The 13,615-nt window shown below is 70.1% G+C and carries 10 protein-coding genes and 1 pseudogene; 6 read left to right on the top strand and 5 right to left on the bottom strand.

Annotation, left to right across the window (positions count from 1 at the left end; all coding sequences use genetic code 11):
• Positions 1–23: 23 nt before the first annotated feature.
• Together ACFPP6_RS01920 and ACFPP6_RS01915 are read left to right on the top strand one after the other, a co-directional pair.
• Positions 24–323, top strand: coding sequence for a helix-turn-helix domain-containing protein (locus ACFPP6_RS01920; protein ID WP_382036296.1), 300 nt, complete (start codon positions 24–26; stop codon positions 321–323).
• On the top strand, positions 320–706 hold the full coding sequence (locus ACFPP6_RS01915) for an ATP-binding protein (RefSeq protein ID WP_382036294.1): 387 nt from the start codon (positions 320–322) through the stop codon (positions 704–706). Before ACFPP6_RS01920 ends, ACFPP6_RS01915 begins: the two co-directional genes overlap by 4 nt.
• A 258-nt stretch (positions 707–964) precedes the next feature.
• Here the strand turns inward: ACFPP6_RS01915 and ACFPP6_RS01910 are convergent, their stop codons facing one another.
• The 3 genes and pseudogenes from ACFPP6_RS01910 to ACFPP6_RS01900 form a co-directional block, all read right to left on the bottom strand.
• Positions 965–2,293, bottom strand: a complete 1,329-nt coding sequence (locus ACFPP6_RS01910; RefSeq protein WP_382036292.1) for a competence protein CoiA family protein — start codon at positions 2,291–2,293, stop codon at positions 965–967.
• A gap of 314 nt (positions 2,294–2,607) precedes the next feature.
• Complete coding sequence (locus tag ACFPP6_RS01905; protein WP_382036289.1) at positions 2,608–2,859, bottom strand: hypothetical protein; 252 nt, start codon at positions 2,857–2,859, stop codon at positions 2,608–2,610.
• 540 nt (positions 2,860–3,399) lie between these two features.
• Positions 3,400–4,288 (bottom strand): annotated as a pseudogene (locus ACFPP6_RS01900) (transposase).
• Between the two features lie 315 nt (positions 4,289–4,603).
• Between ACFPP6_RS01900 and ACFPP6_RS01895 the strand changes: the two are divergent.
• From ACFPP6_RS01895 to ACFPP6_RS01885, 3 genes are all read left to right on the top strand, one after another.
• Complete coding sequence (locus ACFPP6_RS01895; RefSeq protein ID WP_382036286.1) at positions 4,604–8,617, top strand: AAA domain-containing protein; 4,014 nt, start codon at positions 4,604–4,606, stop codon at positions 8,615–8,617.
• Between the two features lie 144 nt (positions 8,618–8,761).
• The gene (locus ACFPP6_RS01890; RefSeq protein WP_382036805.1) at positions 8,762–10,711 is read left to right on the top strand and encodes a hypothetical protein; all 1,950 of its coding nucleotides are present in this window, start codon (positions 8,762–8,764) and stop codon (positions 10,709–10,711) included.
• Positions 10,712–10,880: 169 nt separating this feature from the next.
• Positions 10,881–11,078 carry a hypothetical protein gene (locus ACFPP6_RS01885; protein WP_382036283.1) on the top strand — a complete coding sequence of 66 codons (198 nt, stop codon included), beginning with the start codon at positions 10,881–10,883 and terminating at the stop codon, positions 11,076–11,078.
• 110 nt (positions 11,079–11,188) lie between these two features.
• Here the strand turns inward: ACFPP6_RS01885 and ACFPP6_RS01880 are convergent, their stop codons facing one another.
• Both ACFPP6_RS01880 and ACFPP6_RS01875 read right to left on the bottom strand, forming a co-directional pair.
• A complete protein-coding gene (locus tag ACFPP6_RS01880; protein ID WP_382036280.1) occupies positions 11,189–12,226 on the bottom strand; it encodes a CU044_5270 family protein in 1,038 nt (345 codons plus the stop codon).
• The gene (locus tag ACFPP6_RS01875; protein WP_382036780.1) at positions 12,223–12,843 is read right to left on the bottom strand and encodes an RNA polymerase sigma factor; all 621 of its coding nucleotides are present in this window, start codon (positions 12,841–12,843) and stop codon (positions 12,223–12,225) included. The genes ACFPP6_RS01880 and ACFPP6_RS01875 overlap by 4 nt, the downstream gene beginning before the upstream one ends.
• Positions 12,844–13,007: 164 nt before the next feature.
• Here ACFPP6_RS01875 and ACFPP6_RS01870 point away from each other — a divergent pair, with 164 nt between their 5' ends.
• A complete protein-coding gene (locus ACFPP6_RS01870) occupies positions 13,008–13,559 on the top strand; it encodes a DnaB-like helicase N-terminal domain-containing protein (RefSeq protein ID WP_382036278.1) in 552 nt (183 codons plus the stop codon).
• Positions 13,560–13,615 lie beyond the last annotated feature (56 nt).

The following is a 13,615-nucleotide window of genomic DNA, read 5'->3' as shown; positions in this document are numbered from 1 at the left end:
CAAGCGCGTGGGCGGGTGGCGAGATGAACCCCCTCGAAGCGACCGGCGTCGACCCCGGCGACGCACACAACAGCAGCGAATTCGTGGCCCAACTGCGGCGGCTGAAGACCAGAACCGGCCTGTCCTTTCGTGACATCGAACGACGTGCCCGTCAGCAGGGCTACAGCCTGCCGATGAGCACGCTCGCCAGCGCCCTCAACCGGGACACATTGCCTCACGGCGAATTGATCGGCATGCTGCTGCGCACCCTCGGCCTGCCGGAAGACGAAGTGGCTCGATGGCTGGAGGTGCGCCGATCCATGGCCGAGGGGCCCCGGCCATGAAGAGCAGCAGATCCGAGGGAGCGCCGTGTCTTCTGCCGCCGGCTCGGCTTCCTCTTGTCGGGCGCGACGAGGAGGTCCACGTCGCAGGCAGGTTCCTGAAGGCGGCCGACGACGAATCGCAGTGCCTGATCATCACCGGGCCGGCCGGTGTGGGCAAGACATCCCTGGCCGTCTACGGCCAGAGCTGGTGCTACTCGGGCACCGGGTACACCGACGTCCCGGCCTTCCTCCACGACAATGCCGCTTCCTTCCTTTCCGAGTCGAGCCAAAGCGTCTACGCGATCGACTGGCCTCGCTCGGGCGGTTGCGTCTACCGCCACATCAGGCCCCGTACTCTCAGCAACAACTGGTCCTGGGGGGTCACTCATCGATGGCGTCGGTGACAGCACGATGGACTGCCATGCCGGCTGACCCATGCAAGCTCCCTACGCCACGCTGCCCCTCCCCTGGCCTTGCAGTGTGGGGGATGGCAATCCTCGGCCTTTGGGACTCGCACGGCTTTCCGCTGACATTCTCCGTGTCCAACCCCTGACGTTCTCGTGTCCACCGACAGGGCTTAACTCGCTCCGGGCGAAGGCTGCCCTGCCTGGTGCACACCGCCAGGCGTTCCGGCATCTCTTCGGAACTCTGCGGAGCTGCGCCTACGGGAAGGGATGCTCGCCGTCCCGCCTGACGAGTCGGCCGATCGGCTTGCTGCTGGTCCGGCGCCACGGCCGCTCGTACTTCCCCCCGCACGCCCGGCATTCGGCCCGGAAGAGCGCGGCCGCGGGCTCCATCTGCTCGCTCGGCTCCGCGAGGTATTCGGCGTTGTGGATCCGCGCGACGAGTTGCGGGACAGGGCAGGTACAGGGGGCGGTGGAGCTGCTGGCGGGCACGAACTCGGCGACGTCGGTCCGGTAGCCGTCGAGCGGCCGGTGCCTCTTCTTGATGTTCGCGGCGTTCTCGAAACGGCGCTGGCTGTCCTTGCTGGGAAAGATCAGGAGGAGCCCGGCCAGCAGTAGGAATGCCTCGCCGCGCACTCGTCCGGGGTCCGGGTCGAATACCGCGGCCGGGACGCCGTCGTCGACGACGAGGGGGATGCCGCCGGCGTACCGGGGGTCGCCGGTGCTCCAGCCGACGCTCGCGCTGACGCCGTGCTCGTCGGCGAGTTTCGCGAGGGCCTGGTCGATCCCTCTGCGGAAGCCGATGGCGATCTCGCGCAGCTTCCGGGCCCCGGTCTGGCGTGCTGCTTGCTCGGCGGCGGTGGCTTCTTCGAGGGCCTTCGCCCGGGAGATCGCGTTCCTTGCGCGGATCGCGTCCCGCCGCTTCTCGTGTGCCTGCTGTAGAGCGGCCCGGCGGTCTTCGCGGATGCGCCACTGGCGTTCTTCCTCGGCGAGGTAGGCGTCCTCGGCGTGGATGTACTGCGGTGCTGTCCAGACCTGCGGGAGCTGGCGGAGCGGGGAAGCCAAGGGCTTTCGGGGCTCGTGGACGGTGACCTTGTCGGTGAAAACCCAGCGCAGGAAGTCGGCGATGGCGACCTGCGGGGCCGGCTTCCAGTACGGGCCGGAGAACTTCACCAGGCCCTCGGCGACGACCGGGCAGTGGCCCGCGGCCTGTGTGGTGAGCCGTATGGACGGGACGGTGCCCAGCCATGGTGGGCGGGGACGGTCGCTGAACCATATGGAGGTGACGCCGTCGGCGCGCATCTTGTCGGTGCGGGCGGTGATGTCGGCGTCGGTGATGGGCGCGAGCTGGGCTTCGAGCGCCACTTTCCAGGCCCCGGCGGGGTCAGTGGCCAGGACGTCGGCCCGCCAGGTGCCGTCCGGGCCCCGGACCTCGAGTTCGGCGTGGGCGCCGGCGTCACGAGCGGCGGAGGCGAGCTCAAGCTTGAGGAGGTGGTGGGCGACGGATTCCCCGCTCAGTGCGCAGTTCGGCGCGCCGGGTGCGTGGGCGAAGAACCGCAGGCCCGCGTGGGAGGTTTTCGCGTGCATCGGGTGACGGCACTCGTCGCACACGAGCGGTGCGGGTGGCCGGGCCTTCCATACCTCGGCCCAGCTGTGTCCGCACCCAAGGTCAGGCAGGTGTGCGAAGACGGTTCCCCACTCCTGGTGCACGGCACGAAACGCCACACTGACCTCCCGCTGGTCGGCAAGGAGACCAGTGTGACGGGCAGCGCTGACATCGCGTCAGGCCGAGACGGGCTGGTCCGAGGATGGGTCCGCAGCCGCTCCCTCGGGGTACGGCAGGGGCCCCGCACGGTGTGCGGGGCCCTGGGGCGGGGCATCAGGCCGGCGGCTGGCAGCGGTCAGCCGGTGAGGGCGCGGAGGTAGTCCACTGCCTCCCGGGCGGCGTGCTGCGTCTCCTCATCGTCGGCCTGCTGTTCTAGTTCGGCCAGCAGGCCGACGATGCCGTCGAGGACGACAAGGGGGACCTGGGCGGTCTGGACGGCGGCCAAGGCCGCCCGGGCGCGGGCGACGGGGGTCTGAGCTTCGGGGTCGGCGGGGATCAGGGCGTTGACGCCGAGCCCAAGGGCGCGTTCGCGTATCGGGTTGCTCACCCGCGCAGTTTCCCGCGCCCGCGGCCTGACGGCCGCATCCGGGGGCTCGCAGCAAACAGTGCGGGTCTGCGACGGGGATGGGCTACTCCTGCTTGTCGCCGTAAACGGTGCCGTGGTGGATCCCGCCACTGACGCCGCGGAAGTCGCCTCCCACGATCGATCCGTCGACGGTGCCGCCCGCAGCGCGTCCGCCTGCGCGTACAAGTGCCGACCGGAGAAGTCGAGAGCGGGCTTGACGGCCATGCAGAACCTCCCATACGAGCGGTGGCTGGGAACGCGATCGGGCAGCCAGCGACCCAGCCGGTTGACGACGGAGTTGATACTCAACGCGAGGCCGGTCCTGCAGGCCTCAATGGCGGGCCGGGCCGTCAAAGTGGAAACGGCGTCGCTGTCGACGGGGGCAACTATTCTCAAAACGGACACTACAACCTGCTGGGCGTGACAGCACGCGAATCCCTGCGCACACCCAAGCCCGTGTCCTACGTAGTGAGGCCGACGAGTCGCTAGTGCTGTGACCGCATAGGTTCGCGGGGTTGGTGGTCAGGCTGCGGGTTGTAGTGGTCTGCCACCCCAGCGGATGCCTTTCTCACTGCGGACGCGTGCGCCTTCACGTCGTTGGGCGGCCAGGACGTCCGGGTGGCGGGCGTTCTGGTTTCGCCAGTGCAGGTGGCGTGCAGGGCCCGGGGCTGGACGGTGTGGTTGGGGTGGTTCGAAAGGGGTGAGGGTGAACTGGACCGCAGGGGCCGACGTGGGCCTCGATCGGGTTGGCCCAGGACGCGTAGGTCGGGGTGAAGCACAGCTCGAGACGTTGTTCCGTGCGGCCCACCTGCGGATTCTCCAGTTCGCGTGGGCGGAGAGGTTGTCGAGGATCACGTAGATGGGGGCGCCGTCCGGGCGGCCCGCGCGGATCGACCGCAGGGCCGCCCAGGTGTGGTCGATGCCCTTGCGCCGTCGGACAACACCCCAGAGCCGGTCGTCACCGACCGAGTAACAGCCGTGGAAATAGGTGATCCCGTGGGTGCGTCGATAAGTGGCCGGCAGCCGGTCCGGGCGGCCGGTGCCCAGCACGAGCCACCGGTCGGACGGATACCGAGCGGCCGAACTCGCCGAAAGCAAGGGTGCGGTCCGGCCGTTCGTTGATCGCGTACTCGATCCGGTCCAGCTTCACGTCGAAGTCCGGGTCCGGGGATTCCTTCCAGGTCTTGGTCCGCTGGAAGGAGATCCCGCGGCGGACGAGCAGGCCACGAAGGGCTTCACGTCCGCTCCGGACAGGACGGGCGATGACCGGGACGGTGTTCCCGCCGGCCGAAGCCAGCAGCGTCATCGCCCGCCGGAACCGCACCGCACGCATAGTGCCCCGCCGCACGATCCGCTGCAGTTTCTGCCCCTCATGCTCGGTCAACCGACGAACCCTGACCAGTGCCGCCATCCCCGCCCCTAGCTGGCCGTTGCCTCCTACCAGCACAACGAGCAACCGGCGAACCAATACGGTCACAGCACTAGAAGCCGCCACCGCTCCGCCTTATCCGCATCCGGACGCGACCATCCACTCCCGGCAATCGATTACCGCGGTGCGTCCGGCAGATGTGCTCGCCGAGCCGAAGCCGACACACGTACTTGTACTTGTCGCCGAGCTGTATCCCAGCTTGCCGGGACCCGGCCTGATGGAGGTCCGGTAGATTCGACGGACAGCTGATCGGCAAGGGGAGCGGCCGGGTGCCGCGCGTGGGACAGGGGGCCGGGGGTGCGGAGCGGACAGGGGCAGGACCGCCGCCGGGAAGCGTTGCTGGAGTGCTGGCGCGCCATCGAGCTGTTCGGTCCGCCGAGCATCCCGGCGTTGCCCCGGCGGCGCTCCGCCGCACGGTCCGGCCCGAGGGACGAGTGCGTCGTCGACCTGGCGCCGCTGCCGGGACGGATACCACCGCACCTGCCGTGGGATGCCGACCATCCGGAGACGGGCGCGCGCCGGGCGCCGGACGGCCGGATGTGGCGGCACGAAATCTACTGCGGGGTTTTCGATCTGGAGCTGCTCCGTCAGGCGATGATCGCGGTATTGCCCGCGGGGACCGATCCGGATCCCGGTGTGCCGCAGTCCGAGCTGACGCTGCCGGGCCAGAGCGCGATGTTCGCCCTGGTCCTGGACGATCAGGGGCGACCGGTCGAGGACACGTCCGTGATCTCCGCCTGTGCCTGGGCGACCGGCCGCCTCTTCGATCCGGGACCCTCCGCGCCGGGCTGGCTGGACGGATTCGAGGACCTCGACGACGCGTTCGGCACGGCGATCGACGAGCTGACGGCCACCGCGATTCCCTACGGCTCCGCCGCCCCACCTCACGGCACGGCGTACGGGCAGCGGCCCGGCTCCGGCCGTGGGCCGGGAACTGCGGCCGGGGCCGGGGCCGGCCGCGTGAGCTGGCAGCGACTGCTCGGCGAGATCCTGGGCGAAGCCGCAGTCGGCGCGGTCGGGGCCCTGTTCGGCGAGGTCGTCGGCGCCGTCCTGCAGGGCGCGGCTGAACCCCTGGTGCGCCGCGCCGCCGACTGGGCAGCGGCTCGCCGGCCCGCCGGGGACCATGCCGAGTCCGGGCATCCGGAGGGTGGCGGGAGTGTTCCCGAGCGGGCGCCGGCCGACCCTGCGGACATGCCGGAGGCGCACAGGGGTGGCTCTGGTCCCCGCGCGCTCACGTTCGCCGATCTCGTCGCCCTGACCGCGCAGATCGCCGACCTGTGCGGGGTGCAGGACCATCTGCGGCCCCAGGTGATCAGGGTGCGGAGCAGGCTGGTCCACCGGCCTCGGGACCCACAGGCGAAGGTCGCCGCCGCAGCGCCTTTCCTCAACAGCCTGCTCCCTCCGGATCTCGCCCGGGTCGCCGGGGCCCTCGGCAAGGGGGTCGGCCCGGCACTGGACGCGTATCTGACCGAGCACGATGCCATTGCCGTGGGGATGCGGACTGATGTGCGCCAGGAGCGGGGAGTCGTCCTGACCGGGGTGAGTCCGGAGCTGGTTCCGCCGGGGCGGTGGCCCGCACCAGCGCGGTTCCCGCTCGCGCTGAGCCAGCAGTTCGCGGTCGACCGGATGCTCGCCGACCGCGCAGGCACCGAAGGGGGGATGTTCTCCGTGAACGGCCCGCCCGGCACGGGCAAGACGACGATGTTGCGCGACCTGGTCGCCGCGCTGGTGGTCGAGCGGGCAGCGGTGTTGGCGACGTTCGACCGGCCCGCACAGGCATTTGACGGTCCGGCGTGGCGAGGCAAGGACCGGCAGGGCAAGCACGCGCGATTCGTGTCGCGGCTCGACCCTCGGCTGACCGGGTTCGAGATCGTGGTCGCCTCCTCCAACAACGGCGCGGTCGAGAACATCACCGCCGAGCTGCCCGGCATCGGCGCGCTCGGTGAGCACTGGCACGGCGGCCCCGACCATTTCTCCGACCTCGCCTCCGCCCTCCTCGGCGGCCAAGCGTGGGGCCTGGTCGCGGCGGTGCTCGGGAACAAGACCAACCGCAAGGAGTTCGGCGACCGGTTCTGGTGGGGCCGGCTGCCGGAGAAGGAGGCTGCCGCCCGGTCCGCAGCAGGACTGCCACCACTGCGCGGCATGCAGGCTGTCCTGAGTGACTGGATCCCGCCGAGGACTCCGCCCGGCAGCCGGCGCCCCGCCGCCCCGGCGAACCGGGACGCGACGGACAGGGACGCGGCGAACCGGGACGCGGCGGCCGGGCCCGCCGAGCCCGTGCCGTCGTGGACCGCCGCCGTCGCCGCGTTCCGCACCGCCCAGGCCGAGGTCGAGCGCCTGCGTACCGAGCGTGCCCGGCTGGCCTCGGCGCTGATAGCCGTCGAGTCTCCGTCGGCCGGGCAGCGGATCGCGGACCTGGAAGCCGCCGTGTTCCGCACAGACCAGCAGGTCACCGCCGCGACGTCCGCCCTGGAACGGGCCACCGTCGCCACCGGCGCAGCCCGGAGTGCCACCGCGGCGGCCGAAGCCGGACACCGGGCGGCCACCGAGCGCGTACCACGAGCCCGGCAGGAGCTTGCCGCCGCCCGTGCGGACCTGTCGGCCGCTCGTGAACTGGCCGCGCACCACCGCGAGTACGTCACGGTGCTCACCGCACACCAGGACACACCACCTACCGCCAAGCGGGGCCTGCGCGGCGGACTACGGCACCTGTTTCAGAGCTCCGCCGACCGGCAGGCCGCCGAAGAGCAGCAAGAGCGTGCCCGGGCCGAGAACGCGCAATTGCTCGTCCAGCAGCGCGCCGCCCTCGACGACTGCCTGGAGCAGGTCGCCGCAGCCGTACGCGCCGAATCCCTGGCCGAGGGCCGGAACTCCCGGTCCGCCACCGCCGTCGACGAGGCCGCCGCCGGCCTCACCGCCGCCCTCGCGCACGAACAGACCACGCGCGCCCGGCAGGCCGCGGCGGACACTGCACTGCGGCGGGCCCGGCAGGCTGCTGAAGCGGCCCGCCACGACCTGCGGGCCGCCATAACCGAGCTCAACGAACGCCATCACGAACTGCGACAGGCGGCTCGGAGTCTGCCCTCACTGCCGCTCGACTGGCTCCACCTCGACGAAGCCGACCAGGAACTCGGCTCCCCCTGGTCCGACGAGGCGTGGTCCACCGCGCGCAGCGACCTGTTCCTGCGCGCCCTCGACCTGCACCGCGCCTTCGTGGCCGGGGCTGCGAAGAGGGTCCGCGGCAATCTCCAGGTCCTGATGGAGCTGATGGCGGGAACCAGTGGACCGCTGCCCGACGAAGAGGTCGAGCATGCCTGGCAGACCCTCTTCCTCATGGTGCCCGTCGTCTCCACCACGTTCTCCTCCGTCGGCAGCATGTTCGCGCGCCTCGGCCGGGAGTCGATCGGCTGGCTGCTCGTAGACGAGGCCGGGCAGGCCACCCCGCAGGCCGCCGTGGGCGCACTGTGGCGAGCCCGCCGTGCCGTTCTGGTCGGCGATCCTCTCCAGCTCGAGCCCGTCGTCACCATGCCCACCGCTCTGCAACGCCGGCTGCTGCGCGCCTACGGCGTCGACGAGCGGTGGCTGCCCTCGGCCACCTCGGCCCAGGCCGTGGCCGACCGGTCCAACCGCTACGGCACCTACCTGCCGGCCCCGGACGGGGACGACGACCACGTCTGGGTGGGTTCACCGCTGCGAGTCCACCGCCGCTGCGAAGAACCGATGTTCACCGTCAGCAATGGGGTCGCGTACGACGGCCTCATGGTCTACGGCACCGCGCAACAGGCGTTCCCCGACGGAGAACGGGATGGGCTGCTCCCCAGCCGCTGGCTCAACACCGACGACCCAGCCCGCCCGGCCGACGCCCCTTGGGGCGAACGCGACCGCCGTGCCTTCGAGTTCGTCCTCGGCCTCCTGGACCGGCACGGCGTCGGTGTCGAGCGCGTACGCGTCATCGCTCCATTCCGGGCCCTCGTCGCCGAGTGCACGAAGGTCTGCCGCGGCCGTGAAGGCTGGACCGCTGAACTCCTCGACGAACGGTGCGCCACCGTCCACCGAGCACAAGGCAAGGAAGCCGACGTCGTCATCCTCATACTCGGCGGCGGCCGTCCCGGGGCCCGCGAGTGGGCGGCCCGCACCCCCCATCTGCTCAACGTCGCCGCGAGCCGTGCCAAGCGCCGCCTCTACGTCATCGGTGAGCGCAGCTTGTGGGCCCCGCTCCCCCATTTCGACGTCCTCGCCCGCGAACTGGTGGAATTCAACCACCTGCGTGACCGCGCATCCTGGCCGCCGGCGGCCAATGACCAGGACTAGGTGGAACGGCTCCGGGGTGAGTTAACGGAGTTCGTTGCGGATGTGTTCGCCTCGCTCCCGCGGCGGGATCAGCGCCGGTGGGGTGGGTGTTATCTGCGAGGCCTGATGCTGCGGGATGTAGAGGTCAGCCGGCTGGCGGTGGGCATGGAGCTGGCGTTCGTCCCCGTCGTAGTGCTGCCCCACCTTGTCGCGGTGGGGGCCGATGACATGAGCCGCTATCTCGGCAAGGGCCTGTGGCGCCTGGTTGCCCTGGGCGTGGTGGTGTTCTTGTTGTTCGGTTCCGTCATGCGCACACGGGAGCTGCAAGCCGATGCTCGCGCCAAGTTGCCGGGGAGGGTCTGGGCGTGCCTGCCGCCCGGACGTTTCCCGTGGGTCCACCCCAGTCCCGGCAAGCGTCGGGCGGCCGCGGCCGACCCGTGGGTGGTGGACCGGTCCAGTCCGTGGCGGGCAGCCGCCACCGGCGTGGCGGCCGGCATCGCGGTCTTCCCCCTCGACAGCGCCTTCACAGTGGTGACCGACGACACCGCCCGCCTGGGCCGCTCAGCAATCGAGGGCCTGGCGATCGGGCTGATCATCGCAGCGGTCATCGGGCCGGCCATGTGGCGTCTGGCAGCTCACCGGGACCGTACCGGTGCGTGGTGGTGGCTCGAGGGCCTGGCCCTGGGCGCAGGCGTCCTGGCCGGGGCCGAGCTGACGATGCAGAAATCGCTGGCCCTGGACATCATGGACACCGACCGCCTCTGGCTGGCAGACGTGTGCTTCATCGCCCTCCTGCCGTTCTGCAGGCATTGCTGTGCCGGTGGGTCGTGGTCACTGCTCCGGCATGGCAGACGGGCACACCGGCCACGCGAACAGCACCCGAGAACCTCGGCAGCCCCGGCGAGCAGTCCCGGCTACGCCCCCTGGCGCCTGCCCACGACCGGCCAGGTGGGCACCGCGGCGCCCAGGGGGGGTGATGCGGGCTTACGGTTCCGCAGCAGGTGGCATCTTCTCGGCGCCGTGGTGACCGCGGTTCTTCCGACCGCTGCGGTCTGGGCGTTCTTCCTGCGCACCTTCGCAGCGATCACCAGCTACCCGCAGACCTTGATTGACAGGATGCCGGGCTGCTTCGGCCACCGGGTCTCCTCACCACCGAGCCTGCTGGACCAGATCGAGCTGTTCGGCATCGCGCTCCACGAGGCATTCGTCGTCCAGCCGATGACCATGGCCCCCGCCTACACCATGGCCATGACCTGCATCTGTCTCCCCCTGGCCTTCACTCCACTGCGCGCGGCAGCCTTGTGGCGGCGCACCACTCTGCTCATCATGGCCGGCCTGGGCGTGTTTCTGATCGTTCTGCCGTTCGTGGCCCGCCTCACGTCGGATGCTGTCTCCCGCAGCACCTATGACGGCATCGTGCTGGCCCAGTTCTCCCGCGTCATGTTCCTTTACCGGCATCTGCCTCTCACGCTCATGGGCATCGCGGTGGCCGTCGCTGCGGCAGCCCTGGCCGCCCGATTCGGTTACCGCGCACCTGTACTCCACGCGGTGTCCGTGACCGTCTTGTGGGGAGCCGTCACCTTCGTGCCCATCATCTGCTACTTCTGGCCGCCGGCAAGGGCAGTCGCCAACGCGGACGTCGCCGCACCACTGCTCAGCCTCGCTGTGACCGCCCCACTGGCCCGCCTCCTACGCCGCCCCGCAATCACCACCCCGCCGCCGGCTACCCGGCTGCGTGACCGGTGGCGCCTGATCACCGCAATCACCACGGCAGGTGTCCTGATCATCGTTGGGAGCTTCTTCGCAGCCCACCACTTCGTCACCATCGCCCCCGCCCTTCCGGCAGACGAACGGGCAACTCGCTGCACCACAGGACGCTGGCACGTGTACTCAGACGTCCACACCTTCACCATCCAAGGCGAAAAAGCGCAGGCCGTCGGTGGGAAGGGAATCACCTGGGACTTCATGGCCGACGGCCGTTACCGCAGGGAGAGCCGCGCCGCCGAGTTCGACGTCATCTGGCGCGCCCGCGTCTGGCGCCTGGTCCACAACGGCACGACCGAAGGCACCTGGCACGTCAAGGACCACAGGCACCATTTGGGCATTCGGCGTTAACCACCGAGTCGACATGATAGGAATTGATTGCAATGTGAGAACTGCCCAATTACGGGCCTTGGGTGGCAGGATGCGGCCCCGGAGCCTGTGGCATAACACGGGCTCCTCGGTACGTTCGCCACGTGCTCCCTGGTTGCCCCAGAGGTGAAAGCACACCGGGAGCCGAGAGATGACTCAGACCAGTGCAGGCAGTGCCATTCCGGGGCAGCGAGACAGCTTTTGCCGGGTCACCCGGCCTCAGCCTTTCGACGCCACCCCGGCCGGCCAAGGCCGTCATCGCCTGACGTTGTGCGTCGGCCGTAACAACACGGGGAAGACCTCGCTGGCGAAGTTGTTCAAGCTCTTCATCGCTCGCGACCACACCTGACATGGCGGGGAAGCGAGCAGGGACCGGTAGCCGGCCCGGAACCGCCGCGGCGAGCGAGGCCCCTCGGGCAGGTGCGGCTGCTGATCCAGACGCTCGGGGTCCGGAGCAGCTCAGAGCGTCGTGCCGTCGGGGAGTTCCTTCTTCGCGTCGACCACGGCTCGCTTGATGACCACGGTCTCGTAGGTGACGGCGCCGGGTTCGAGACCCCGATACGGCTTGACCAGCACGTCACGCTGGCCGAGGTACGCATAGGTGTTCCTGTCGAAGATCCACTCCTGACGGCTCTCGGGGCCGGTAAAAGTGATCGCGACACCGGGCCGGCCGGTCGCGTCGGCAGCCTTGTCCACGAGCGTGACGCCCGGGATCTTGGCAGCCGCCTTGAACAGTGCGGCGCTGATCTTCGGCGCCGCGATCTGCTCCTCCAACAGCTGGCCTATCTCCCCGAACGCCGTCCAGTCGGCCTGCGGGTCGCCCATCCTGCCCCCCTGGTAGAGGCGCTTGAGGAGGACGTCGGGGTCGGTGGGGAGCGCCTTGACGCTGTTGTAGGAGCCCCGATCGGTGACGTCATCGGCACGCTCGAGGTCGAGGTCCTCGCCGTTCTTGTCCATGAATTCATGGCCGGGCTCATAGATGAAGCTCTTGAGGCCGTCGGGCGAGTGCCAGACCTGGCGCGAGTGCAGCGGAGTCACCGCGAGCTTCTCCTTGCCGCCCGCCCTGTCGACCCGCCCGCCCGTCACCTTGCTCTCCACGTAGATGTACTGGTCCTGCCGGGGCTCCAGGGCCGGCTGCCGTGCCGCCGCGAGCGAGATGCGGTCGACGGTCGCCGACAGGCCTTTGGAGGTGCCGGGTTGCAGCTTCGCACCGGCCTTCGGCGGGCGGGTGTCCGTACCCGAGGTACCCGAGCTGCCCGGGGCAACGATCACGGCGCCCGCTATCACGGCTGTGGCGGCCGGCAGCGCGATCCAGGCCGTGCGGCGCGCAAGGGAGCGCGGTGTGCACAGGGCGGTCCGGTGCGCCTCGGCCCACAGGGCCTCTTCGAGCAGGTCCTGCCGGGCCTTGGGCAGGGCGGTCTCGTCCTGCCGGGGAAGCAGCAGGTCGAAGTCGCCGTGGTCGAGCGGCGCTTGGGGCCGCCGGGAGATACGCATCATCGGTTCCACTTCTCGTTCGGCCGGTTCAGGTTCAGGTGCAGGTGGAGGCGCTCGGGCCGCCGGGCCGCCATCTCGGCAGCGTGTTGCCGGAGCTCCTGTTCGGTGAGCTTGCGCAGGCGCTCGCGGGCCCGGAACAGCCGCGACCGTACGGTGCCGACGGCCACGCCCAGAGCCTCGGCCGCTTCCGCATAGCTCAGGCCGGACCAGACGCAGAGGGTGACGACCTCGCGCTCCGACCGGCGCAACCTCCCCAGGGCGTTCTTCGCGGCGGTGAGCTGTTCGGCGTCCGCCATCCTGCCCACCACTTCACCCGCGATGTCAGGCACGGCTTCCTTGGCGGGCATGCGGGCCATGGCCTTCGCGTGGCGGCGGGCGGCACGGTTGGTGTTGCGCTGGACGTTCACCGCGATGCCCATCAGCCAGGCCTTCGCGCCGTCCGGCTCCTCGGGAAGCTGGGCGCGGAGGCGCCATGCCTCCAGGAACGTGAGCGAGACGATGTCCTCGGCGGTAGACCGGTCGCCGGTGGCGCGGACGGCGTAGCGGTGGACGATCTGGGCGTGTGAGCGGAAGAGATGGCGGAAGGAGTCCGGGTCGCCGTCCCTGATGCGGGTGTGTATTGACGTCACGATTTGATATGTCCGGCAGGAGGTACGGGTTCCCATGATGTGGGTCACACGACGGGACGAGAGCGCCCCGGCTGCGCTGTTCGGGTGGGGGGCGGGGCCTCCCACCGGCTTCAGGTGAGGTCGGTGGCGGGCTCGGTAGCGTAGCGGCTCATCACGTGGATGCCGGCCTGGCCCGTGTTCTCGACAGATTCGCCCAGCAGTGGCGCCCCTACCCAGGCTCCGATACCCGCATCGCCTCCGTTCCACCGCCCGCTGTCCAGGGCCGGGAGGAGGGTCGGCTCGAGGACGAGCGGGCGTTCCTCTCCGCTGCCACCACACAGCCGGCTGCCCTGAAGGAGGTCCGGGCCTACCTCCACGTGGAGGACTTCGCGGACCCCGTACACGCAGGGCTCTTCGGCTGCCTTGCTGCGCTGGTCCACCGTGGTGAGGTGATCGACCCCGTCACCGTCGTCTGGGAAGCCCAGCACCGCGGCCTCCTCACCCACACCACACCCACAGCCATCCTGACCACCTGCGCCCCCTCCGGAGCCGACCCCGCCTACTGGGCCCAACGCATCCTGCGCCACTCCCTGCTGGAAACAGCCGCCACCACCGCCGACCACATCGGCCACCTCGCCGCCGACCCCACCCTCACACCCCACCAGCTCATCACCACAACCCACCGCACCCTGGGCGACCTCACCGCCGTCCGGCTCCGCCCACGGTGACGACCCACCAACTGCTGCTCACCCGTCACAACAAGCACGGTTGCAGCACCAGGTCC

The organism is Streptomyces aureoversilis, assembly GCF_042657885.1.
Lineage (GTDB): Bacteria > Actinomycetota > Actinomycetes > Streptomycetales > Streptomycetaceae > Streptomyces > Streptomyces aureoversilis.
Note: the sequence above shows the minus strand (reverse complement) of the source record. Positions and strands in the feature narration are given on the sequence as shown.